The organism is Mycobacterium sp. NGS49 (genome assembly GCF_059812565.1).
Window position 1 is genome coordinate 106,767 of the sequence record NZ_JCALCX010000015.1, and the last position, 24,027, is coordinate 130,793.

The following is a 24,027-nucleotide window of genomic DNA, read 5'->3' on the forward strand; positions in this document are numbered from 1 at the left end:
CGACCGGTTACGCCCCACTCCGAACGACATGGGGTCGACCGATAACGGGCTGTTCTTCGGCTGCTGGCGCGTGAGCACCGACGAGCAGGCCGACAGCCGCTACGCTGCTGGCGTCGGGCCAGGGCGACGGCCTGATTGTGGCGAAGCTCGACAGGTCTGGCCCGCTCAGTCGTCCACGCCGCCAACATAATCAACGCAGCACCAGCGCAGGTTGGTCGCTGGTCGTGCTCGACATCAACCTGGACCTGTCGACCGCAGCGGGCCGCATGATGGCGCGGACTCTCGTCAACTTCGCTGAGTACGAACGCGAACTCATCAGCGAGCGCACCAAGGCAGGCCTTGCCGCCAAGGAGGCGCGCGGCGAGCGCATTGGCCGACCACGGCTTGCGACGGCTGGCGTGGTGCGGCGCATCGTGCTCGAACGCAACGCGGGTCTGAGCTTCGGCCGCATTGAATGGGCCTTGGAGACTGAGGCGATCCTCAGCCCTGCTGGCCGGCCGACATAGCAAGCATCGACGGTTCGCCGCATCTATCAAAGTGCTACGGCTGCAGCTGAATTGGAGGCTGCGTCAGGAGGGGCCATACCGGAAACAGGGGTGTCGCTGCGGGCTGCCCTCCCCGCGTAGTGTGCACAAATTTTCCATTCACTAGTTTGCGAGGAGCGACGACCACATGGCCTACGTACGAGCCCACGAGACCAAGCAGAAGCGCAACGGCAAGCCGATTCGCACGTACGCGGTTGCATGGCGCGAGTCGACTCGCGACGACTTCGGCCTACCTACGGGCAGCTGCGAGCGCGGCGCGAGACGTACCCGACGCGTGGCGCTGCAGAGGCTCGTCGCGACGAAAGGTCGATGTCGACACCTGCACCATCACCGTTCGCGAGCTGTTGAGTGTGGCCGAAGGCCGTGAATTGCGCGGCGGGCCTCCTGCCCCGGCGTCGCCTGCCGAACGGCGGAATCGCGGCGGGTTTGATCCCGATCTCCTCCGGGCCGCACCTGTGGTGGCGCCGCCAGCTCACGATCTAGGACGCCGGGATCGCCGAGGGATGCGGCGACACGGTCAGGGCCGGCCGCGGATACCGGAACCCGATGCACCCTTCTTCGACGGCGTCGTCGATCGCCTCAGCGAGTCGGCGAATGGCGAGAGGGTCGCCGTGGCCCCCCGACACGGCGACCTTGCCCAGGCTCAGACGTGACAGAAGGACGCCGTGCTCATGGCTCAGCTGCGCCATCTGCGCGATTGCAGCGACGACGACATCGGGCACGGCCGCGGAGGGCGTGTCACCGAGCCGGCAGTGCAGACCGACCAGATTCAGTCGGCCGTGTGTCAGCACGTCGCCAGCCAGCTCATCGCACCGCGCCGCGTCGATGACCACTCGTGGCGTCTCGGCGAGCGGATTGCCGGCCAGCGTAAGGAAACTGCGCCGCTGGCGTTGCGCGCCAACGTCGAGCACAACCGCGTCATCCACGAGCACGTCGTCATCATGTCCATCGAAACAATGCCGGTGCCACGCGTCGCGGACGCTGACCGGATCGTCATCGACCCCCTCGGGTACGCCGGAGACGGAGTCATCCACGTGGAGGCCAAGTTCGGCTACATGGAAACCCCGAACGTGCCCAACGCGCTTCGCCTGCTCGACCCGAAGCGAACAGAAGGCCGGATCGACCTGGACACCGCGTCGTATTTCCTGTCGAAGCTCGAGCTGTTGAAGGGTGCCGCGCCGACCATGGCGGCATGGCGCAAGCGCCTGTTCATCGCGACCTCGTACATCACAGCCGACGCGGCCGAGTATTTCAGCCTGCCTCTCGAATGGACGGTCATCATGGGCGCTCGCGTTGAGGTCTAGCTGGACACCATCACCACAACCCGCGACCAGCGCCACCCGCACAGGCCATCGACATCGCGACGCCGAAGTCCAGCGGGGGCAGAACGCCATTCTTCGCAATCCGGATGACTTGAGATTCCATTAAGGGCACTTCTTCGGTGTCGACACCCGAGGCCTCGGCGGTCGGCGCCGCTAGCCAACTGCTTCTACCGCGCCCAACCCCCCGTACCGGAGTCGGAGCGGGAACGCTCAAAAACGTTGTGTTGCAGACAATATGCGCGTATTGACAAGTCGTTTCGAGTGGTCGCCGGAAGCGGCCCGCCCGTCTTCAAATCCGCCAAGTGTCGTTTCGAGTCCGACTCGGGCACAAGCAAGCAGCAGTTCAGCGGCCGGGCCGGCGAGGACCGGTGGTCACTTCGGCGGGCCTATCAGCCCCAGCGCGGCAGCCTGCCCCTCGCGCAGAAAGCCGACGATATCGGCGGCGGCGGCGCGAATCTCCTTCTGATTGGCCTTCTCTGCTCCCAGCAGAGCCGTGACCGCTGCGCCCAACACCACCATGGGGTCGTCGGAGGGCACCGCCGTGCCCCCGGGGCCGATCAGCGACAGCGCGGTGCCGGTGATCAGTGCATGTAGGGCGAAGGCTTGGTCGGTTGCGTCCCAGTCGTCGCGGGCCAGGCGGTGACGGCGCCAGATGGGAAGAACGGCGTGCAGTACGGCACTCGGCCCGAGCGCCTCACGCAGGGCCACCGTGCGGGGATGGTCGGCCAGTATGCCGAGGAGGTGCTGGTCATGGCGCTGCAATGCCGCAAGGAGAGGCTGACTGGTCGCGATCTGAAGCATCGCCGGGCAGAAGCGCGACGGACGGGCCAGGTCGGGATCCGCTTCGATCCGGCTGATCAAGTCGTCCAGGAGGCCCAGAAAACCGCGCCCGATGAGGCCGATGAGCAGGTCTTCCTTCGTCGGCCAGTACAGGTAGACGGTTCCCTTGCCGACCTGGGCACGTGCGGCGACGTCGGCGACCGAGAAACCTCTGGCGCCGCGGCCTACGAGCAGTTCGCCGGCCGCTGCAAGCAACCTCGCCGCCTTCGCCGAGCGTCGCTCGGGCAGTCCCTCCAGGGAAGCGCTCACGCGGTTGACTATAGCTGGACGCTCAGCCAGACTGACCAAACGACCAAATTGGTCAGTTTGTTCGGTACCCCCGCATCGGGGCCGCGCGCCTGGCCCACCGATCGGCGGTGCGAGTCGAAGGAGATTGCGATGGAAACGATCACGCGCACTGCGGATCTCGAGTCCCTCATCGACGAATCCAGCCGGGTACGTGCGCTGCGAAAGGTGATTTTCGCCGTCGCCGACCGGCTCGACCCAGTGGTCGATTTCTGTCGCATTTATGTCGACGGAATGGAGAACTTGCCTGCCGACGGGCGATTCCTTCTCGTCGGTAACCACACGTCATCCGGCTTGGCCGAAGTCGTCCTGGTCCCTTACTTCGTGCATCGCCGGCTCGGTGTGCGGGTGCGAGGTCTGGCCACCCGGTCGCTCGCAGACGTCAGCGGTCTGGCCCGAGATGTGCTGCAGGCGGCCGGGGCTGTGGTCGGTGATCAAGACACCGCCGCCGAGCTGATGCGCCACGGCGAGACCCTGCTCGTCTTTCCCGGTGGCGGCCGGGACATGTTGAAGTTCAAAGGCGAGGAGTATCAGCTGCGCTGGGAAGGCCGCAGCGGGTTCGCCCGTCTGGCCGTCGCACACGACTATCCGATAGTTCCGGTGGGACTGGTAGGTGGCGACGACGTCTATCTCAGCCTGGTCGAACGCGACAGCGGTTGGGAGCGAATGAGCCGGATCATCGGCGAACGTGTGCACGGCGTGACCGGTGTGGGCATACCGCTGGTTCGAGGACTGGGACCCACGTTCATTCCTCGACCTCAGCGGATGTATTTGCGCTTCGGGCCGCCGATAGAAACCACTCCGCCCTCCGGTCTCCGAACCGACGAGTGGGAAATCGCCGTCAAACAACGGACTCAAGACGCACTCGAAAAAGCTCTCGCCGACCTGCAGGTGCTCCGCAATGGTGACCCGTTTCGACACCTCAACCCTTTTCGGCGCACGGGCGCAGTTTGCAGCACGGGTCTACTCCCCGAAAGCGGCAAGCGCTAGCGCCCCGGCGGGGCCACCCGGTAGACGGCGCCGGCGTCGTCGTCGGTGACGTACACCGCGCCATCCGGGGCGACCACGGCGGCGACCGGACGGCCCCAGCGGGATCCGTCGTCGGCTTGGAATCCACCGACCAGAGTCTGCTGATCGCCGAGAGTGCCGTCCCGCCAAGCGAAGAACGACACCTCTGGTGCGCGGGGCGGCTTGCGGTTCCACGAACCGTGGATGCCGACCAGGGCGCCGTCCGCATAGGGCGGCGGCAGCACACCGGTGGTGAACGCCAGACCCAGCGGCGCTGAGTGCGCACCCATGCTCTGCTCGACCGGCGCCAGGGTCGCGCAGTCCAGCGCAGACCCGTCCTTGTTGGTCGACATGTCGCGGATGAACGGCAATTGTGCGGGTCCACCGTCGGGATTGCAGTAGGGCCAGCCCAAGTCGCGCCCGGGCGTGAGCCTTGCCAATGACTCCGGCGGATGGTCGTTGACGTACTCGACGTCGACTCTGCCCTCCGGGTCTGGGGCATTGTCGCGGTTGTTGACCGCCGTCCACACCGAGCCGTCTGGCGCGACGGCGAGACCGGTTCCGTTGCGCACGCCGGTTGCGAACGGCTGTGCCGGCCCGCCGCCGGGCGGGATGCGCATGATCGTCGCCCTGGGCGGTGTCGCGGTGCGGTCCTGCGGCGAAATGTTGCCGGTCGAGCCGATGGAGAAGTACACCGCATCGTCGGGCCCGACGGCCACGCTCTTCAGCGCATGGGCGTAGGCGCCGTGCAGCTCGGGGCTGCGCGCGTCGGGCAGCCCGGCCGCCACGGTCCGGCCGTTGACGGCCCTTCCGCCGGCGTAGTCGTAGGCATCGATCTGGTCGCTCTCGGCGACGTACAAGGTCGAGCCCGCGAACGCCATGCCGTGGGGTTGGTCGAGATCGCCGAGCAACGTCGACTGTTGCGGCGCCGCGCCGGGCTTGGGTGTCAGCTTGACGATCTGCCCGCTGCTGGGGACCGACACCAGCAGGGCGCCGTCGGGTGTCCATGTTTCCAAGCGCGCCTTCGGAATTCGCGCCCACGTCGAGATCGTCCAGCCATCGGGAATCAGTGCCTGGCGCGGTCGGTCGAGCGGCGCCTGGGCCAGGCCGGCCGGGACGCCGACCGCGACGGACACCAGCGTGCCCGAGGCCGGTGCGGGCGGCGCAGGTCCGGCGGTGGGAGCCGATTGGCGTTGCGGCGAGTTGGTCGAACACCCGGCTAGCACCAGGACGGCAACCATGGCAGCGGCGAATACTTCACGCGGCGGCGAGATTCGCATGCATCTCCAGAGGTCGGGCGGCAGCGCGGCAACGCGCTGTGGAGCCACCGTCTGGGATACCCGGCGCGCGGGTGATCAACCGCCGGCAACGCCCTGCGCACTCAGGGCCGATTCGGCGGATGGTCTGCCTCGATCAACTTGCGGGCGATGAACTCGAGCCGGATGTTGGCGTCCTGTGACAGCTTGGTCAGCAGATCGAACGCACCCGCGGCGTCGATGTCGAATAGCTTTATCAACATGCCCTTGGCCTGACCGCAGGTCTCGGGTGGCCAGGGCGCGCCGCAACTGCCCGTTATCGGCGCCGAGAACGCCAGCAATGAGGAAGCGCGGCGCTGAACGGGCGCGGTCGCCGCGTGCCGGCCGACCCCGCTCCGGCGATAGCGGACCACATGACTATCCCGACTGAACCGCCGGTTGTTCCAGCTCGAGGATCTGGCGCGTGGTCTTCACCACGACATCCGGATTCAGGCTGATCGAGTCGATACCGGCGCGGACCAGGAATTCGGCCATATCCGGGTAGTCCGAGGGCGCCTGCCCGCACAATCCGGAGTGGATGCCGTTGCGGCGACAGCCCTCGATGGCCAACCGAATCATCTCTTTGACGCCCTCATCGCGTTCGTCGTAGTCGAAGGCCACGATCTCGCTGTCGCGGTCGACGCCCAGGGTGAGCTGAGTCAGGTCGTTGGAACCGATGGAGAAGCCGTCGAAGCGTTTGGCGAACTCGTCGATCAGGATGACGTTGTTGGGAATCTCGCACATGGCGTACACCTTGAGCCCGTTCTGGCCGCGCTCCAGGCCGTATTCGGCCATCGTCTTGAGCACCAGGTCCGCCTCGGCCACTCGGCGCACGAACGGAAGCATGATGATGACGTTGGACAGCCCCATCTCGTCGCGGACCCGCTTCATCGCACGGCACTCCAGCGCGAAGCCCTCCGCGTAAGCGGGGTGCGCGTAGCGCGAGGCGCCGCGGAAGCCGATCATCGGGTTGCTCTCGGTCGGCTCGAAGCCGCTACCGCCGATCAGGCTGGCGTACTCGTTCGTCTTGAAGTCCGACATCCGCACCACGACCGGCTTGGGCCAGAATGCGGCGGCGATGGTGCCGATCCCTTCCGACAGGCGCTGCACGAAGTACTCGCCGCCGTCTGCATAGCCGCGGGTGAGCCGATCGATCGTCCGGCGTGCCTCCACGTCGTCCACCTTGTCGGGATGAAGCAGGGCCAGCGGGTGCACTTTGATGTATTCGCTGACGATGAACTCCATCCTGGCCAGTCCCACACCGTCATTCGGCAAGAACGTGGTCTTGAACGCCAGATCGGGGTTGCCGAGGTTGAGCATGATCTGGGTGCGCGGCCGCTGCAGGTCCGACACTTCTGTGCTGTCGACATGGAAGGCCACCTTGCCGCGGTACACGCGACCGGTGTCGCCTTCAACGCATGACACCGTGACGGGCTGGCCATCCGGCACGCTGGTGGTCGCGTTTCCTGTGCCGACCACGGCCGGGATGCCGAGTTCGCGCGCGATGATCGCCGCGTGGCAGGTCCGGCCGCCGCGGTTGGTGACGATGGCGGCCGCGGTCTTCATGACCGGCTCCCAGTCCGGGGTGGTGATGTCGGCGACCAGCACCTGACCGGGTTGGAAGTCCGACAGGTGATCGAGGTGCTCCATCAGCTTCGCGACGCCCGACGCCACCTTCTCACCGACCGAGCGGCCCTCGGTGAGCACCTCGCCTTTGCCTTCCAGGACGTAGCTCTCCACGGTCGTCAGGTTGCGCTGGGAGGCCACCGTCTCGGGTCGCGCCTGGACGATGTAAAGCTTTCCGTCCAGACCGTCTTTGGCCCACTCGATGTCCATCGGCCGCCCGTAGTGCTGCTCGATGGTGCACGCGTATCCGGCCAATTCGAGAACGTCCTCATCGGTGACGCAGAAGCGGGTCCGATCGGCCTTGGGCGTCGGGACGTTGCGGGTCGTCAGTTTGGTTCCGCCCTCGACGAAGATCATCTTGACGGCCTTGTCTCCGATCAGGCGGCGCAGCACGGTGCGGTGGCCGGCCAGGTACGTCGGTTTGTGGACGTAGAATTCGTCGGGGTCGACGGCGCCCTGAACCACGTTCTCGCCGAGCCCGTATGCGCCCGTGATGAACACCACGTCGTTGAAGCCCGACTCCGTGTCGATGGTGAACATCACGCCCGAGGAGGCCAGGTCGGAGCGCACCATCTTCATCACGCCGATCGACAGCGAGACCATGAACTGGTCGAAGCCCTGGTCGATGCGGTAGTGGATGGCCCGGTCGGTGAACAGGCTGGCAAAGCAACGCCGGCAGGCGTCGAGCAGGCTTTCCGAACCGGTGATGTTGAGGAAGGTCTCCTGCTGGCCGGCGAAACTCGCGGTCGGCAGGTCCTCAGCGGTCGCTGAGCTGCGCACCGCCAGGCTGACGTCCTCACCATATTCTTCCTGCAGCTTGCGATACGCGCCCACGATCTCGGCTGCCAGATCGTCGGGAAGTCCTGCGCCATAGACGATTTCACGGGCGCGTTTGCCTTTACGGGCCAGCGCGGCGACGTCGTCGGGGTCGAGTCCATCGAGTTCGGCGTGCAACGCGTCCCAGGCGCCTGCGGTGTCCAGCACGTGCCTATAGGCCTGGGCCGTGATGGCGAAGCCATGCGGGACGCGGACGCCCTGGTTCGACAGCTGCTGGAACATCTCACCCAGCGACGCGTTCTTGCCCCCGACAAGCGGCACATCCTCGATGCCGATCTCTTCGAAGAAGCGAATGTAGTGGAAACCGCTCATGATCTATTGCTCCATTTCACTTAGTTTCATAGAAACCGCTGTTGGCCTTGCGGACTGCCCAGACGTAGTCGGCACGTTCCCGAGCCTCGGAGTCCGTGTCTTCGGGGGCCGCCAGCAGCCCCTTGAAGTCATTGATCGACTCAAACCCCTTGCGGTTCATCCAGTCAGACAATTCCTGCAACAGCGTGGCCGCGTACCTGGGACCGTGCCGCAGCAGCGCCGACGCGGACTGGACTATGTCCGCTCCCACAAGCAGATACTTGGCCACATCGGCGGCGCGCTCGACGCCGGTGCTCGCCGCAAGCGAACAGCGGACCCGCCGGTGCAGCAACGCGATCCAGTTCAGCGGCAAGCGGGTGTCACCGGGTGTGGACAGCGCGACACCGCGCACCATGCTGAGTGTCTCGGGGTCGATATCGGGCTGCAGGAACCTGTTGAACAACACCAGTCCGTCTGCACCCGCGGCATCCAGCCGGTGCGCCACGTCGGCCGTCGCACTGAAGTAGGGGCTGAGTTTGACGGCGACAGGAACCGTTGTCGCGCTTTTGACCTCGGCCAGCACCTCGAGGTGACGCTGCTCTACGGCGGTCGCGTCCATGCCGGTGTCGCCGGGAAGATAGTAGATGTTGAGTTCGATCGCCGACGCGCCGGCATTCTGCATGGAACTCGCGTAGCGCGCCCAGTTGCCGGCTGTCGACGCGTTGAGGCTGCCGATCACGGGGATGTCGACCTGGGCCGCGGCACGTTCGATCAGGCGCAGGTAGCGCTGGCCGGGGGCACCGGAGTCGACGGTTGCCGGGAAGTAGGTGATGGACTCGGGGTAGGTCTCGCTGCCCTGGGCGGCCATCAATTCGTTGTGCTCGGCTTCGCGCCGCAACTGTTCCTCGAAGAGCGAATACAGCACCACCGCGCCCACACCGGCGTCGGCGAGTTCGCGCACGCCGTGCAGTGTTTGGCTCAACGGCGAGGCCGAGGCCACCAGCGGATTGCGCAATGTCATTCCCAGGTAGTGCGTGGAAAGGTCCATCAGCCCTCCCTGGTGTTGGACGCGAATCGGTGTGGGGGGCGAGAAGCCATGTCCTCGTACAGCTCCCACCGCTGATCGACCGACTCCTGGGCCAGCGCGAGCAGCCGTTCGGCCTCGTCCGGATCGGAGTTGAGCAGGCTGCGGTAGCGCAGCTCGCGGTTGCGATAGTCGCCGAGGGTGACGCGGGGGCGGTGGGAATCCAGCAGGAACGGAGGCCGGCCGGCGGCCCGCAATACCGGGTTGTACCGGATCAACGGCCAGTGCCCGCTGGCCACCGCCCGGTATTGCTGGTCAAGCCCGTTGCGCAGCTCGAAGCCGTGCGCGATGCAATGGCTGTAGGCGATCACCAGCGACGGGCCGTCGTATGCCTCGGCCTCTCGGAAGGCCAGCAACGTCTGCTGCGGGTCGGCACCGAACGCGACTCGGGAGACGTATACGTTGCCGTACGAGATCGCCTGCAGCGCGAGATCTTTGCGAGGCATCGTCTTGCCGCCGGCGGCGAATTTGGCTACCGCACCCAGCGGTGTGCTTTTCGACATCTGGCCGCCGGTGTTCGAATAGACCTCGGTGTCAAGCACCAGGACGTTGACATTGGAGCCGCTGGCAAGGACGTGGTCGAGGCCACCCGCGCCGATGTCGTAGGCCCAGCCGTCACCCCCGACGATCCACACGCTGCGGCGGACCAAATGGTCGATCACGCTGCGCAATTCGTCGCCAACTGCCGGTGCCAGACGATCCAGCCGCCCGGCCAGCTCCGCCACCCGCTGCCGCTGCGCGTGCAACTCTGATTCCCGCTGCTGCGGCGCGCTCAGGATGGCGTCCACCAGATCGGCACCCACGGCGTCCCGCTGCTCGGCCAGCCGTTCCCGAACCTGCTTCAGGTGGGCGTCGGCGGCCAGCCGCATGCCCAGGCCGAACTCGGCGTTGTCCTCGAACAGCGAATTGGACCAGGCGGGTCCGCGGCCCTCGGCGTTGGTGGTCCAGGGGGTGGTGGGCAGATTGCCCCCGTATATCGACGAGCAGCCGGTCGCGTTGGCGATCATCAACCGGTCACCGAACAGCTGGGACAACAACTTCAAGTAGGGGGTTTCTCCGCAACCCGCGCAGGCGCCGGGAAACTCGAACAGCGGCTGCAGGAACTGTGCGCCGCGCACCGTCCCGAAGTCCACCATCGACCGGTTCGGCAGCGGCAGCGTTTCGAAGAACGCGACGTTCTCCCGAGCGGCGGCGACCAGCGGTTCACGCGGCGCCAGGTTGATCGCCTTGGTGATCGGCGTGCCCGGTAACACAGCCGGGCACGCTTCCACACACAGGTTGCACCCGGTGCAGTCCTCGGCGTAGACCTGCAACGTGTAGCGGGTGTCGGGCAGGCCGACTGCCTCCAGGGGGGCTGAGGCGAACGTCGGCGGCGCGTCAGTCAGCCGGTCCCGATCGTAAAAGGTGGTACGAATGACGCTGTGCGGGCAGACAAATGAGCAGTTGCCGCATTGGATGCAGGTATCTGGGTCCCACACCGCGACGAGCTCGGAGACGTTGCGTTTCTCGTAGGCCGCGGTGCCGCTGGGATAGCTGCCGTCCACCGGCAGCGCGCTCACCGGTAGGGCATCGCCGCGCCCGGCGATCATCTCCGCGGTCACCGTGCGCACGAACTCCGGCGCGCCGGAAGGTACCGGCGCAGGGAGCCCTCGGATAGAGCTGACGGTATCGGGCACCTCGACCCGGTGCAGTCCCGCGACGGCGCGGGAGACAGCGTCGACTTCACGGGCTACGACGTCAGCGCCCTGTCCCGCATAGGATTTGGCGACGGCATCGTTGATCTTGCTGATCGCGGTGTCGATGGGCAGCACGTCGGCGATCGCGAAGAAGCAGGTTTGCAGGATGACGTTGATCCGGCCGGCCAGCCCGGCCGCCCGGGCGATCTTGCCGGCGTCGACGACAAAGAGTCGGATGTGTTTGTCGATGATCTGCTGCTGCACCGGTGCGGGCAGGCTGTCCCACACCCGCTGGTGTGGGCGCGAGCTGTTGAGCAGCAGCGCGGCGCCCTCGGCGGCGCGAGCCAGCACGTCGACTTGGTCGAGGAACCGCTGCTGGTGGCAGCCGACGAAGGATGCCCGCTGCACCAGATATGGCGCGCGAATCGGCTCCGGGCCGAACCGCAGGTGCGAAACGGTTTGTGAACCGGACTTTTTGGAGTCGTAGACGAAGTATCCCTGCGCGTAGATGTCGTCCTGGGAGTTGAGGATCTTGATGGTGTTCTTGTTGGCCCCGACGGTGCCGTCCGAACCCATGCCGAAGAACACGGCACTGGTGACGGCGGGCGACTCGATGTCGAATTGCGGGTCGTAGTCGATGCTGGTGCCGCTGACGTCGTCGTCGATGCCGACGGTGAAACGGGTGCGCGGTCGCTCGCGGTCCAGTTCGGCGAGGACACCGGCCACCATTCCCGGCGTGAACTCCTTGGACGACAGCCCGTAGCGCCCGCCGCATACCAGCGGCAGTGTCGAGCGCTCACCGCAGGTGTAGGCCTCCGAGAGGGCGGCGACGACATCCAGATACAGCGGCTCGCCGAGTGACCCGGGTTCCTTCGTGCGGTCCAGCACCGCGACCGCCCGGACGGTCGGTGGCAGCGCCGACAGCAGCGTCTTGACCGGAAACGGCCGGTACAAACGGATTTGGATCACCCCGACGCGCTCGCCACGCTCGGTCAGGGCGGCCACGGTTTCGGCTGCGGTCTGGCCGCCCGATCCCATCAGCACCAGGACCCGTTCGGCTTGCGGGTGTCCGGTGTACTCGACGGTGCGCATCCGCCGGCCGGTGCGCTCGCCGAGTTCGGCCAGCAGTTGGTCGACGACTTCGGGCACCCGGGCATAGAACGGGTTGACGGTCTCGCGCGCCTGAAAGTAGATGTCCGGATTTTGGGCGGTGCCACGAATGAACGGCCGGTCCGGCGACAACGCACGGTCGCGGTGGGCCAGCACCAACTCGTAGGGGACCAGCGCCCGCAGGTCGTCGTCGGTCAGCGTTTCGATGGTGTTCAGCTCGTGGGAGGTGCGGAAGCCGTCGAAGAAATGCACGAAGGGCACCCGGGTGCGTAGCGTCGCCGCTTGCGCGATCAGGGCCAGGTCGTGAGCTTCCTGCACCGACGCCGACGACAGCAGGGCGAAGCCGGTCTGGCGCACCGCCATCACGTCCTGATGGTCGCCGAAGATCGAAAGTCCCTGCGCGGCAATCGATCGCGCGGCGACATGGATGACCGCCGCGGTCAGTTCACCGGCGATCTTGTACATGTTCGGAATCATCAACAACAGGCCCTGCGACGCGGTGAAGGTGGTGGCCAACGCGCCCCCTTGCAGGGCGCCGTGCAGCGCGCCGGCCGCACCGCCTTCGCTCTGCATCTCCACCACCGTCGGCACCGCGCCCCAGACGTTGGTCCGCCGTCGGTTGGACCAGTCGTCGGCCAACTCGGCCATCGGCGAGGACGGGGTAATCGGGTAGATGCAGCACACTTCGTTGAGCCGGTAGGCGACCGATGCCGCCGCTTCGTTGCCGTCCACCGTCGAGCGTGCCATCAGGGCTCCGGGACCATCTCGATGGCGTGCACCGGGCACTGCTCGTAACAGGTCGCGCAGCCGGTGCACCGGTCGTAGTCGAAGCGGTAGCGTTGGCCGGGTCCGAGCTTGATCACCGCATCCTCAGGACACGCCCCCAGACAGCCGTCGCACTCGAAGCAGTTGCCGCACGACAAGCACCGGCCGGCCTCGAACGTGGCGGCCCGCGCCGACAAGCCGCCGACCACTTCGTCGAATCCGCGGACGCGTTGCTCGGGAGCGAGCTCCGGCTCCGCACGCCGGGATGCGTCGCCGAAGTACCACAGGTGCAGCTGATCGAAATCGGCGACGGGATGCTTCGGCGCTCGCTGTCCGGATCCGCCGCGCAGCCATGCGTCGATCTGGTGGGCCGCCTTCCTGCCGTGACCGACGCCGACGGTCACGGTGCGTTCGCCGGGCACCATGTCGCCGCCGGCGAACACGCCGGGGGAGCCGGTCATCAGTGACGAGGACACCCGCACGGAACCGTCGTCGTCGAACTCCGCGCCGGGCAGGCTGCGCATGAACGCCGATTCGGTCTCCTGCCCCAGCGCCATGATCACGGTGTCGGCGGCGAGCGTCTCGAATCGGCCCGTGGGCACCGGGCGCCCGTTGTCGTCCAAGCGCATCAGCTCCACCTGCAACTCGGGTCCGTCGAACGCCGTGATGGTGCGCAGCCAGTTGATCCGCACACCCTCGCGTTCGGCCTCTTCGACCTCGTGTTCGTGTGCCGGCATCTGGTCGGCGGTGCGACGGTAGATGATGACGGCGTCTTCGGCGCCTAACCGGCGAGCGACACGGGCGGCGTCCACCGCGGTGTCGCCGCCCCCGTAGACGGCGACGCGGCGGCCGAGGTCGGGTCGTTCGCCGGAGGCGACGCCACGCAGGAAGGACACCGCGTCCAGCAGTGTCTTTGCGTCGGTGGCCGGGATGTCGACCCGTTTGGCCAGGTGGGCGCCGACGGCGACGAAAACGGCGTCGAATCCTCCGGCCGCGCGCTCGGCGGAGAGGTCTTCGACCCGGTGCCCGCATGTCATCTGGACCCCGAGCGCGGCGATCCGTTCGATCTCGGCGTCCAGCACGTCGCGGGGCAAGCGGTAGTCCGGGATTCCGTAGCGCATCATTCCGCCCGGTTCGGCGCCGGCGTCGCGCACCTCCACGTGATGACCGAGCCGGGTCAGATGGTAGGCGGCGGAAAGTCCGCTGGGGCCGGCGCCGACGACGAGGACACGCTTGCCGGTGGGCGGCGGAGCCGGCTCGAACCGCCATCCGTGCTCGCGAGCGCTGTCGCCGAGGAATCGCTCGACCGCGTGAATGGAGACGGCCGAGTCGAGATGTGCTCTGTTGCAGACTGATTCGCACGGGTGGTAGCAGACCCGCCCGTGGATCGCGGCGAACGGGTTGTCGGCGACCAGCTGATGCCATGCTTGCTCGTGGCGTCCGGCGCGGGCATGGGCGAGCCAGGCCTGGATGTTCTCCCCGGCCGGGCATCCCGAGTTGCAGGGTGGCAGCAGGTCGACATAAACCGGCCGGCGGTCGCGGTCGGCCCCCGCCCGGGGCCGGCCGTGCAGCAAGTCGGGCAAGGCCGTGACGTCGCCCCCGGGAACCGCCGAGAACTCGTGTTGGTCGCCGCCGGACCACTCGGCCATCATTAGTCCCACGATATGGATGGTGCTGTCACACCGCTGCCGTCCTTGGACCTCGAATGTGTGGGACCTTTGGACTCTGGCGGACGGCGACACCCGGATGACTGGGCGCGGGCACCCGTGCTTGGGTGCACGTGTGGAAACTCACCGCCCGGGTATCCCCCCGGGGCATATGACTACAGCACACAGACAACCGGACCAGCGTGACCTCGATGGCATCCGGCGGATGGTCGACGCCATTTCCGCGGCCTTCGAAGCCAAGATCGTCGGGCAGCGCGACCTGCGCGAGTCGCTGCTGATCGGCTTGCTCGCCGGCGGCCACATCCTGCTCGAAAGCGTGCCGGGGCTGGCCAAGACCACGGCCGCCAAGGTACTCGCCGAGTCGATCCACGGGCGCTTCCAACGCATCCAGTGCACCCCGGACCTGCTGCCCAGCGACATCATCGGCACCCAGATCTACGACTCGGCGACCAACTCGTTCGTCACCCAGCTCGGTCCGGTGCACGCCAACGTCGTGCTGCTCGACGAGATCAACCGGTCGAGTGCGAAGACCCAGAGCGCGATGCTCGAGGCGATGGAGGAGCGCCAGACCACCATCGCCGGGCAGGTGCACCCGCTCGCCGAGCCGTTCCTGGTCATCGCCACCCAGAATCCCGTCGACCAGGAGGGCACGTATCCGCTGTCGGAGGCGCAGACCGACCGCTTCCTGCTCAAGGAGATCGTGCCCTATCCCTCTCCCGATGAAGAAGTGGAAGTGATGGCCCGGATCGACGCCGGCGTCTACGACACAGCTAAGCCCACCGCCCCAGTGGTGAGTCTGGAGGACGTGTTGCGCCTGCAGGACGTGGTGCGCCACGTCTACATGGACCGGGCTCTGATGCTCTACGCCAGCCAATTGGTGGACGTGACCCGCCATCCGGCGCGGACATTGCCCAAGCAGGTCGCGCGGCTGGTCGAGTACGGTGCCAGCCCCCGCGCCACCATCGCGTTCTGCAAGGCCGCGCGCGCCCGGGCGGTGCTATCCGGGCGTGCCCACGTGCTTCCCGAGGACATCGCCAAGCTCGCGCACCGGGTGCTGCGGCACCGGCTGATCCTCGGGTTCGAAGCGGCCAGCGCCAACGTCACTCCCGAGACGGTGATCGACGCCGCGCTGCGGGCCGTCAGGGTCCCCTGAGTGCCGGCAGGGTCTCATGGGCAAGCACCTCAACCGGGCCAAAGCGCACTTCGGCACCGATACCCGCGGCCTGCTCGACGGCGGCCGCTATGCGTTATCGCATACGCGCAGCATGGAATTCGACGACCTGCGCCCCTACGTGCCCGGCGACGACGTCCGCGATATCGACTGGAAGGCCTCTGCCCGCTCGGGCAGCGTGCTGATCAAACGGTTCGTCTCGGAGAAGCATCACAAGATCCTGCTCGTCGCCGATTCCGGCCGCAACATGTCCGCGCTCGCGCCCAGCGGTGAATACAAGCGCGACGTCGCCGCACACGTCATGGGCGCGGTGGGGTTGATCGGCCTGCGGCGCTCCGATCAGATCGGCATGGTCTTCGGTGACAGCCGAGGGTCGGTGAACGTTCCGCAGCGCCGCGGCGAGACGCACGTCGAGGGACTGCTGCACCGTTGGTACCAGCACACCCTGACCGACCCGGGCGCCAGTGACGTCACCGCCCAACTCGATTACGTCGCAACGCATTACCGCCACAGCATGTTGATCGTCGTGGTCTCGGACGAACCCGACGTCGAGGAAGGCCTCAGCGGGGTGCTCGCCCGGTTACGCGGTCGCCACGACCTGCTGTGGGCGATGGTGTCGGACATGCCGGCGGTGGGGCCCGACAACACCGACGGGTACGACGTGGCCACCGGGCGTTTCGTCCTCAACGGTGCCGACCTGGGCCCGCGGGTCGTCGCGGCCTACCGCCGCGCCGAGCAGGCCCGCCGCGATCGCCTGGCGAAGTTCCTGACCCGTCGCGCGATCCCCCACGCGACGATCGCCGGCAGCGACCACATCCGGCGCGAACTCGTCGGACTGAGCGAGGCGGCCGGTCGTGCCGGATGACCTCCTGCACCACGTGTTCGGTCCGCAGCCCTACTCATCCTGGTGGCCGGCGTGGACCGTGCTACTCGTGCTCGCCGTCATCGGCTGGTACGCAGGTGTTCTGGTGTGGACGCTGCCATCGGACCGGTTACGCCGTATCCCCGTCGTGCGGCGGGTGCACGCTCGGGTGATCCGCGACCGCTTCGCCCGGCGCGTGCAGCGCGTCGCCGAGGAACACCGCGCCGGGCGGTTGTCCACGCCGGCGGCCTGTGCGGCGATCGGCCGGACGGTACGCAGCTTCCTGAATCAGGCGACCGGTGTGAAGGCCCAGTACCTGCATCTCGGCGCCCTGGCCGAGGGTCAGCTCGGTGCGGCCGCGCCCCTGCTGACGCTGCTCGACGACGGTCAGTTCAATGCGGAGACGAGCGTGGCCGTCGGTGACGTGAGTCCCATGGCGCAGAAGTTGATCCGCTCGTGGACCTGACGTGGTGGCCGGTCGCGGCCGTCGGATCCGGCTCTTTTGTGGCCGCCGTGGTGCTGGCCGCGGTGCTGCCGATGACCGCCGCCCGCCGGCGGCTGCGGCCGCTGGCGAACATCGCACGGCTGACCCGGTTGCCCGAATACGCCAAGGTGGCCCGGCTGCGTTCGCTGTCGACAGTGGTGACCCTGCTGGTACTCACGGTCATGTTCGGCGCGGCCACGTGGGCGGCCTCGCGCCCGAGTGCGGTCGGCGAAGAGTTCGGCGCCGCATCCCCCGAGGACATCATGTTGTGCGTCGGGCAGCCGCTGCCGGACCGCGCGACGGTCGATCTGCTCGACTACTTTGCGCAACAGGCCGGTTCGTCGCCGCCGACGCAGCGTATCGGTCTGACGTCGGTGAACCGCCGCTTGGTGCCGCTGACGCGCGATCACCAGTACGCTGCGGCGCGATTTGGTGAGTTCGCCCGCGCGCCTCGATTGCAGTCGGCGTCCTTTGCTCCGGCGGTGCCGTATACGGACTACGCGGTAAGCGTGGAAGACATACTGGCGCTGTGTATTTCGGGGTTTCCGCACTTCGAGGAACGGGGCGAACACCGGCGTTCGGTGATTTATCTGGGGCCCTCGGATCTTCGTCCGCCGGGGGATCAGCGTGCCGCGCTGTTCACCGGCGGCAGCGTGCGGGAGCTGGCCGGGCGCGCCGGGGTACAACTCAATGTGGTCGACACGGCGCCGTCCCCGAAGAGCGGTTCGTTGCTGGCCCTCACCGAGCAGACCGGAGGCCGGTACCTGGTGCCGGGATCGGGATCGGTTACCGCTGCACTACAGGACATTCGCACGCACACCCGGTCGGTGCGCCTGGCGGACGGCACCGCCGCCAAAGCGGATTCCACGGATGTACCGGTAGTGCCGCTGGCGATCGCGTTGATGTCGGCGACCGTGCTTTCGGTGGCGCTGATGGGGTTGCGCCGATGACGTTCCAGCCCGTGCTGCCCTGGCCGATCCTCGCCGTCGTCGCCGGCGCGCTGGTCCTCGCGCGCCTGGTCGCGCTGCGTCAGGTGCTGCTGTCGTCACCGCCAGTAGGTGGCCGGCGTGCCCGCGCCGTGCTGCGCTGGAGTGGCGTCACCCTGGCGGTGCTGCTGGTGATCGCCGCCTCCACCCGTCCTGGACTTCGCGACGACAAGCCCCGCGGTGGGACAACACCGGCGGCCGGTGCGAACCTCAACGTCTTTCTGGTGGTGGACCGGTCGGTGGATTCGGGTGCGGAGGACTACGGCGCCGGCCAATCGCGGATCGCCGGGATGCGCGACGACATCGCGGCGTTGATCAAGCAGTACCCGGTGGCGCGATACGCGCTGGTCGCCTTCGCCTCCCGGGCCACGCTGAGTTGGCCGCTGTCCGACGACGTCTGGAGTCTGCGTCCCACCATCGCAGCGCTGGATTCGCCCCGCCGCGGTCCGGATGCGGCACTCGACGTCGATGCCGGCGCCGCGAACAATGTGCTGCGATATCAGCTCATGCAAGCTGCCCAGCAGTATCCCGGTACTCGAAATGTGCTGTTGTACTTCGGGTCCGGCGCGCCCGGGTCGCGAGTTCCGCAGGGCGACTTCAACGTCGGGCCGGTGGACGGCGGCGAGGTGCTGGGGTACGGACGCGTCGACGCGATCAACGAAGCCGAACTGCGGAAGGTGGCCGGGCAGCTGGGCGTGCCCTACCGGCACCGAGAACCCGGTCAGCCCTTGCAATTGGACCTGCCCGACCGGCCCGGCGGCGCCGGTAACCGGGCGCAGGTCGGCCAGCCTGTCGAGCTCTACTGGCTGCCCGCGCTGCTTGCGGCGGGCCTGCTGATCATCGAGATCTACCTTTCGGTCCGCGAGTTCCGACGCGGCCGTCTCATCAGACGGGACCTGCCATGACGCCGCGACCGCAACGGCTGCGGCTGCGACGGCGGCTGCTGATCTACTCGGCCCCGCTGACCCTGGTCGCGCTGCTGGCCGCGGTCAAGCTGATATCGGTTGTCGCCGAGGGAAATTCGGCGGTCGCAGCCTTCGCCCGCGGCGACGGCAATGCCGTGCGGTCGGCCGCGGCGGTGCTGGGCGTGGCCAACGTGGTGGAGCCGGAGAAGGCGCCGTTCGCCGCAGGCACCGGCGCCGTGCTCGAGGGCCGGCTGGAAGAGGCCGACGCGGATTTCACCGCCGCGCTCGCCAACACCCATGGCGCCGCCTCCTGCCCGGTGCGGGTCAATCTCGAACTGGTCCGCGAAAACCAGGGGGACCGCGCCGCGGCGCAAGGTGACCGGTCGCGGGCCGATGAGCGATATGCAAGCGCGCTGACCGTCGTCGCCGAGGCGCCGCAGGACTGCTTCGCGGGCAACAGCGATCCGGACTCCGAGCGGCAGGCCATCCGTCGCGACGCTGCAAAACGCCTGGTGGACAAGCGGAATGCGCTGAACGCCGGGCCGCCGGCGGCTCCGCCGGCCCCGCCGCCCGCACCGCCCCCACCGGCCCCGGCGCCGCTTCCGCTGCCGGTCGCGGTGACACCCGACGGGCAGGAGATCCCGCCACGTCGGCTGGATCCGACTGAGGGCGATCCGCTCGACAAGTTGCAGCAGGTGCTGCAGGACGCGGCGGCTGCGGCGCCGCCCGGGTAGCCCCGGAGTCTGCGCTGTGCGCGACGTTCTTCGAGGATGTGCCGCCCTGGTGGGGCGCAACCTGGACATCGGCGACTGCCCGGCCGGAGAAGTGGGTAAAGGAGCTTGTAGCGCGGGTGCGCCGCGGCTGGAATCGGCGACGATCGGAGGGGCATCAGATGGTTCAGCAAGAGGGGGGCCGGTGGGATGTCGGCATCGAGAACGACGCGGTTTATGTGGAGCGTGTATCGGAGAACGATGAGCAATTGTTCGACGACGCCTTGGCGCCCGAAGAAGCTCGTCAACTGGCCGGACTGTTGACGAAGTACGCCGACAAGCTCGACGAGGCCAGAGAGTCGGGCAACCACGAGAACACCGATGACGACGACGACGATGACGATGACGACGATAAGGATGACGACGGCTCGAAGGAGTCCGACAAGTCCTCGGATTGAGTGCCGATCCTGAACGCGGCAAATGCGCATGCGGTCGTTTTTCGCTGATCTTTGCCGGGTATTCGCTGCTAGATGCTTCCGTTCGACGAGGCATCCCGAGGAGATGGAATCATGGCCGGTTCAGACATCAGAGTCGCAAAGCACCCGGCTGCAGCGCTTCGATGACCCGGAACTGCGCAGCGGCGTTCGTGACACAGGTGTGCCTGAACCCGGCGGGGGCGAGCGCCCGGTGGGAACCGTTGACGAAGACGCCAACCCGCCGATGAGCGACCCGACCGCAGCCGACGTGCACGGCGGCACCGGGGAATTGGCTCCGCAGGACACCGGGAGCGCCATCCCTCCCTACGAGGGGCGCCAGCGAAGCGAACAGGCGGGCGGTGCAGCCGGTGGGGCTCAAGGACCACTCGCCGACTCGGACTACAAATCACCCAGCCCCGCCCGGACGCCAGGGGGCCCGACGAAGTCCCCGGCCGACGAGCAGCCCGCCGAGCAGAGCAGTGAGTCGCAGCCGTCCGCCGGCGGTGTCGGGCCGTCACACGAACCCGGGACCGGACGCGGAGAGGCAAAGAGCTGACGGCGGCTAAAGCCCGCTACAACCAACGGCCCCTCTACCAGGGCCATAATGCCCTGGTAGCGCCAGGTGCGCAGAGGTAGTGTCCGATATACCGCCAGGTCGGGATTTGTGCAACGCCCGGGCCAGACGGAGACAACCTGGCTAAGGGAGCACACAGATGTTGAACAGCGTACCGATGCACAAGAACGGGGTCTCTCAACGGCGCGCGCAGGATGCCGATCTACTGAAGAAATCAGGCGCGCACAAGCTTGTCATCGCGGACCGCGACGGAAATTGCGTCGCGTTCCTGCTGGCCTGGGACAGCTTCGACTACGACCCAGAGACCGATACCTATGTGTGCGTTGCCGATACCGATGGCAGAGAACTCATGACCATGTACACCACCGGCGAAGTCAAGGCGGCGCCCGGTGCCAACATGTATGTCGTCACCGCGCCGGACACCACCAACCGCAGTAGGCCCCTGCAGGCCTTGTGATCCGGCAGTTCCAGCGGAACTGCCAGCGTTAGTCGCGGCCGACGGCCCGTGCGGTCGCGCGGTGCGCGCGCGCCGGTTCACGCGCCAAAGTTCATTCGGGCGAGGATGTCGTTTGGGGGATGTTCAGCGGGCGATGGTTATGATAGACCGTTCGTACGGTTAGTCTAAGCCGAAGGTGTTAAATGCCCAGATCGCCCGGCAGGCGCGGCGAGATCCTCGACGCATTTGTCCGCTACGTTGCCGAACGTGGTTACGAGAGAACGAATATCGGCGACATTGCCGATGAGCTGGGCATGTCCAAGGGCACCATCGTTCATCACTTCGGGACCAAAGCGCAGATGCTGCGGGAGCTGGAAGAAACCCACCTACAGAACCAGCTCGACATCTTGCGGATGGTGTGGGATCGCGTGTCCGCGCCGCACGAACGCATCGCCGCAATCATTTTCACCTCCGCACTGCTGCAGGTGATGGCCCGCGACGCGACCGTGGCGAGCCAGCGCGAGGTGCTTCAGCTGTCCGAGGACCCGGCGATGCAGCAGGTGCGCAAGTTGCGCCACCAACTGCAGGCGCTCACCATCGACGAAATCCGCAACGGGGTGGAATGCGGCGTATTCCGAAGTGTCGATGTCGATTTGGCGGCGCTACAACTGTGGGGATCGCTGGAGTGGATGTGGGTGTGGTTCGACCCCAACGACTCGCGGACGCCGGAACGGGTGGGGGCCGCCTTCGTGGATGTGTTCCTCGGCGGCCTCCTGCTGGACCGACTGGGACTGAGCAAGTGGGCGAGCCCGTCCGCGGACGTCGTTTCGGTGGTGCGGGAATGCCTGACCGTGGTCACCAGCGGCCGGAACTGACCTGCTAGCGCCGAAACCTGCATGCTCGAACGGTTTTGGTGCTAGCCGATTCCTGGTAGTGGACACCGGCTGTGGCCGTGGCGCCGCCGTCGAGCATCACGATTGACTGTACGTATAGTTCCACTGCGTAGATCCGTGTGCCCCCGCCATGAGGTCGACCCATCCCCGAATCGCCATTGGTCGCGCCAAACTGCCTGTTCAACAGCATTAGTCGCGCGAAAGCCGAGCTGCGCCGACGGTGGACGCAAAGGGCCGGAAACAACGGCACTTCCCGGATATGTTGACTGCACGTACGGTCTGATGCCATAGTGGCCGCGTGGCGCAATCGTGGGCGGCATGGAGCCGAAGGGCGCGGACCGGAGCTTCCGGTCGGCACCATTACGTGTTGCACCCGGGCCGCACGAACGACCGGCGACGACAGGGCGATCCACGGGTGAAGCTGTTGCGCTGCAATGTATACCGCTATTGCCGATCCGGCTCGGACCCCTGTGCTGGGCGCTCGACGTCACCGCACCCCGCACCGCAACGGAGTTCTCGCCGATGACTACCTCGCACACCATGGCCGGCAGAGTGGGCAGCAAGATCCGCCCGGGCACCGAGGTGGCCGGCGGTTTCTTCAAGATGTGTGTGCTGACCGCCAAAGCCCTGAAGCGGCCGTTCGAGTGGCGCGAGTTCATCTGGATCGGCTGGTTTCTGATGCGGGTGTCGCTGCTGCCCACCATTGCGGTGTCCATCCCCGAAACCGTGCTGCTGATCTTCACGCTGAACGTCCTGCTGGCCGAGTTCGGCGCAGCCGACGTCTCCGGGGCCGGCGCGGGGATCGGCGCGGTCACCCAGCTCGGCCCGATCGTGACGGTGCTGGTGGTCGCCGGTGCCGGGGGCACCGCCATCTGCGCCGACCTCGGTGCGCGCACCATCCGGGAGGAGATCGATGCGCTCGAAGTCCTCGGCATCGACCCGATCCACCGGCTGGTGCTGCCCCGCGTCGTTGCCTCGACGATCGTCGCCGTGCTGCTCAACGGCCTGGTGATCGCCGTCGGACTGGGCGGGGGCTACCTGTTCAGCGTGTACCTGCAGAACGTCTCGAGCGGTGCCTATCTCTCCACCCTGACTGCCCTCACGGGTCTGCCCGAAGTGGTGATCGCCAATATCAAGGCGGCCACGTTCGGACTGATCGCCGGCCTCGTCGGGTGTTATCGCGGGTTGATCGTCCGCGGCGGGTCCAAGGGTCTGGGCACCGCCGTCAACGAGACCGTGGTGCTGTGTTTCATCGCGCTTTTCGCCGTCAACGCCGCGCTGACCACGATCGGCGTCAGATTCGGGACGGGGCGCTGACATGGCCACTGCCACAACTCATCTCAGGCCTCCACGAGCCAACCTAGGTCGATACGGGGAGGCGCCGGTCAAGGCGCTTCTCGTGATCGGGCAGATGATCTGGTTCGCGGTGACCGCAATCGGGCAGATTCCCTTTGCAGTGCGCCGCTACCCCAAAGAGTTGGTGCGGCTGGTAGCCCAGATGGGGATGGGCACCGGTGCGATGGCCGTGGTCGGAGGCACCGCCGCCATCGTCGGGTTCATCACCCTGTCCGCAGGCTCACTGGTCGCCATCCAGGGCTTCGCGTCGCTGGGCAACATTGGGGTCGAGGCGTTCACGGGATTTCTGGCGGCAATGGTCAACGTGCGGTTTGTGGCGCCGGTGGCCGCCGGACAGGCCCTGGCCGCCACGGTCGGTGCCGGCGCCACCGCCGAACTGGGCGCGATGCGCATCAGCGAAGAGATCGACGCGCTGGAGGTGATGAGCATCAGATCGATCCCCTACCTGGTGTCCACCCGAGTGGTGGCAGGTCTGGTCGTCATCATTCCGCTCTACGGGTTGGCGATCACCCTGGCATTCCTGTCCGCGCAACTGACAACCGTTGTCCTCTACGGGCAATCCGCCGGCACGTACAACCACTATTTTCACACGTTCCTGCGCCTCAATGACGTGGGCTGGTCGTTCGCAGAAGTGATTCTCGTCGCCGTGGTCGTGATGACCACCCACTCTTACTACGGCTACACCGCCCACGGCGGTCCGGTCGGCGTCGGCGAAGCGGTCGGGCGGTCAATGCGACTGTCGTTGATCACCATCGTTGTCGTGGTCGTCCTGACCGCGATGGCGGTCTACGGCAAAAACCCCAACTTCAACCTCACCGTGTAG

General features: G+C 66.9%; 22 protein-coding genes and 1 pseudogene. 15 read left to right on the top strand and 8 right to left on the bottom strand.

The features are described 5' to 3' along the window. The first annotated feature begins 107 nt into the window (after positions 1-107). Entirely contained in the window at positions 108-506 is a 399-nt protein-coding gene (locus AC5Y7D_RS17490) for a recombinase family protein (RefSeq protein WP_499926288.1), read from the top strand. Between the two features lie 518 nt (positions 507-1,024). Here the strand turns inward: AC5Y7D_RS17490 and AC5Y7D_RS17495 are convergent. Further along, positions 1,025-1,234: a hypothetical protein gene (locus tag AC5Y7D_RS17495; protein WP_499926153.1), complete on the bottom strand. Its 210-nt coding sequence runs from the start codon at positions 1,232-1,234 to the stop codon at positions 1,025-1,027. Between the two features lie 180 nt (positions 1,235-1,414). Between AC5Y7D_RS17495 and AC5Y7D_RS17500 the strand changes: the two are divergent. Continuing rightward, a pseudogene (locus AC5Y7D_RS17500) lies at positions 1,415-1,849 on the top strand (KUP/HAK/KT family potassium transporter); the annotation flags it as partial. A 390-nt stretch (positions 1,850-2,239) separates the two neighbouring features. Here the strand turns inward: AC5Y7D_RS17500 and AC5Y7D_RS17505 are convergent. After that, on the bottom strand, positions 2,240-2,956 hold the full coding sequence (locus AC5Y7D_RS17505; RefSeq protein ID WP_499926155.1) for a TetR/AcrR family transcriptional regulator: 717 nt from the start codon (positions 2,954-2,956) through the stop codon (positions 2,240-2,242). Positions 2,957-3,085: 129 nt separating this feature from the next. Between AC5Y7D_RS17505 and AC5Y7D_RS17510 the strand changes: the two genes are divergently transcribed. Then, complete coding sequence (locus AC5Y7D_RS17510) at positions 3,086-3,982, top strand: lysophospholipid acyltransferase family protein (protein WP_499926157.1); 897 nt, start codon at positions 3,086-3,088, stop codon at positions 3,980-3,982. Here the strand turns inward: AC5Y7D_RS17510 and AC5Y7D_RS17515 are convergent. The 6 genes from AC5Y7D_RS17515 to AC5Y7D_RS17540 form a co-directional block, all read right to left on the bottom strand. Beyond that, positions 3,979-5,280, bottom strand: a complete 1,302-nt coding sequence (locus AC5Y7D_RS17515) for a PQQ-dependent sugar dehydrogenase (RefSeq protein WP_499926159.1) — start codon at positions 5,278-5,280, stop codon at positions 3,979-3,981. The genes AC5Y7D_RS17510 and AC5Y7D_RS17515 overlap by 4 nt on opposite strands. Before the next feature lie 101 nt (positions 5,281-5,381). Then, positions 5,382-5,669, bottom strand: coding sequence for an ANTAR domain-containing protein (locus AC5Y7D_RS17520; protein ID WP_499926161.1), 288 nt, complete (start codon positions 5,667-5,669; stop codon positions 5,382-5,384). 4 nt (positions 5,670-5,673) lie between these two features. Then, positions 5,674-8,070, bottom strand: coding sequence for a phosphoenolpyruvate synthase (ppsA, locus tag AC5Y7D_RS17525; protein WP_499926163.1), 2,397 nt, complete (start codon positions 8,068-8,070; stop codon positions 5,674-5,676). A 16-nt stretch (positions 8,071-8,086) separates the two neighbouring features. Continuing rightward, on the bottom strand, positions 8,087-9,097 hold the full coding sequence (locus tag AC5Y7D_RS17530) for a dihydroorotate dehydrogenase-like protein (RefSeq protein WP_499926165.1): 1,011 nt from the start codon (positions 9,095-9,097) through the stop codon (positions 8,087-8,089). Beyond that, positions 9,097-12,666 carry a pyruvate:ferredoxin (flavodoxin) oxidoreductase gene (gene nifJ, locus AC5Y7D_RS17535; protein ID WP_499926167.1) on the bottom strand — a complete coding sequence of 1,190 codons (3,570 nt, stop codon included), beginning with the start codon at positions 12,664-12,666 and terminating at the stop codon, positions 9,097-9,099. The genes AC5Y7D_RS17530 and nifJ overlap by 1 nt, the downstream gene beginning before the upstream one ends. Then, the gene (locus AC5Y7D_RS17540; RefSeq protein ID WP_499926290.1) at positions 12,666-14,336 is read right to left on the bottom strand and encodes an NAD(P)-binding protein; all 1,671 of its coding nucleotides are present in this window, start codon (positions 14,334-14,336) and stop codon (positions 12,666-12,668) included. The genes nifJ and AC5Y7D_RS17540 overlap by 1 nt, the downstream gene beginning before the upstream one ends. Positions 14,337-14,502: 166 nt before the next feature. Here AC5Y7D_RS17540 and AC5Y7D_RS17545 point away from each other — a divergent pair, with 166 nt between their 5' ends. The 12 genes from AC5Y7D_RS17545 (at position 14,503) to AC5Y7D_RS17600 (ending at position 24,027) form a co-directional block, all read left to right on the top strand. Further along, the gene (locus AC5Y7D_RS17545; RefSeq protein WP_499926169.1) at positions 14,503-15,504 is read left to right on the top strand and encodes an AAA family ATPase; all 1,002 of its coding nucleotides are present in this window, start codon (positions 14,503-14,505) and stop codon (positions 15,502-15,504) included. Positions 15,505-15,520: 16 nt separating this feature from the next. Continuing rightward, complete coding sequence (locus tag AC5Y7D_RS17550; RefSeq protein ID WP_499926171.1) at positions 15,521-16,387, top strand: DUF58 domain-containing protein; 867 nt, start codon at positions 15,521-15,523, stop codon at positions 16,385-16,387. After that, a complete protein-coding gene (locus AC5Y7D_RS17555; RefSeq protein WP_499926173.1) occupies positions 16,377-16,850 on the top strand; it encodes a hypothetical protein in 474 nt (157 codons plus the stop codon). The genes AC5Y7D_RS17550 and AC5Y7D_RS17555 overlap by 11 nt, the downstream gene beginning before the upstream one ends. After that, complete coding sequence (locus AC5Y7D_RS17560; RefSeq protein ID WP_499926175.1) at positions 16,841-17,818, top strand: hypothetical protein; 978 nt, start codon at positions 16,841-16,843, stop codon at positions 17,816-17,818. The genes AC5Y7D_RS17555 and AC5Y7D_RS17560 overlap by 10 nt, the downstream gene beginning before the upstream one ends. After that, on the top strand, positions 17,815-18,759 hold the full coding sequence (locus AC5Y7D_RS17565; RefSeq protein ID WP_499926176.1) for a vWA domain-containing protein: 945 nt from the start codon (positions 17,815-17,817) through the stop codon (positions 18,757-18,759). Before AC5Y7D_RS17560 ends, AC5Y7D_RS17565 begins: the two co-directional genes overlap by 4 nt. Continuing rightward, complete coding sequence (locus AC5Y7D_RS17570) at positions 18,756-19,493, top strand: hypothetical protein (protein ID WP_499926177.1); 738 nt, start codon at positions 18,756-18,758, stop codon at positions 19,491-19,493. Before AC5Y7D_RS17565 ends, AC5Y7D_RS17570 begins: the two co-directional genes overlap by 4 nt. Before the next feature lie 158 nt (positions 19,494-19,651). Beyond that, positions 19,652-19,927, top strand: coding sequence for a hypothetical protein (locus tag AC5Y7D_RS17575; RefSeq protein ID WP_499926178.1), 276 nt, complete (start codon positions 19,652-19,654; stop codon positions 19,925-19,927). Positions 19,928-20,030: 103 nt separating this feature from the next. Further along, complete coding sequence (locus tag AC5Y7D_RS17580; RefSeq protein WP_499926180.1) at positions 20,031-20,501, top strand: hypothetical protein; 471 nt, start codon at positions 20,031-20,033, stop codon at positions 20,499-20,501. 157 nt (positions 20,502-20,658) lie between these two features. Beyond that, complete coding sequence (locus AC5Y7D_RS17585; protein WP_499926182.1) at positions 20,659-20,976, top strand: hypothetical protein; 318 nt, start codon at positions 20,659-20,661, stop codon at positions 20,974-20,976. Positions 20,977-21,158: 182 nt separating this feature from the next. Then, positions 21,159-21,830 carry a TetR/AcrR family transcriptional regulator gene (locus tag AC5Y7D_RS17590; protein ID WP_499926184.1) on the top strand — a complete coding sequence of 224 codons (672 nt, stop codon included), beginning with the start codon at positions 21,159-21,161 and terminating at the stop codon, positions 21,828-21,830. A gap of 540 nt (positions 21,831-22,370) precedes the next feature. Beyond that, entirely contained in the window at positions 22,371-23,165 is a 795-nt protein-coding gene (locus AC5Y7D_RS17595; RefSeq protein ID WP_499926186.1) for an MlaE family ABC transporter permease, read from the top strand. 1 nt (position 23,166) lies between these two features. Next, positions 23,167-24,027: an MlaE family ABC transporter permease gene (locus AC5Y7D_RS17600; RefSeq protein ID WP_499926188.1), complete on the top strand. Its 861-nt coding sequence runs from the start codon at positions 23,167-23,169 to the stop codon at positions 24,025-24,027.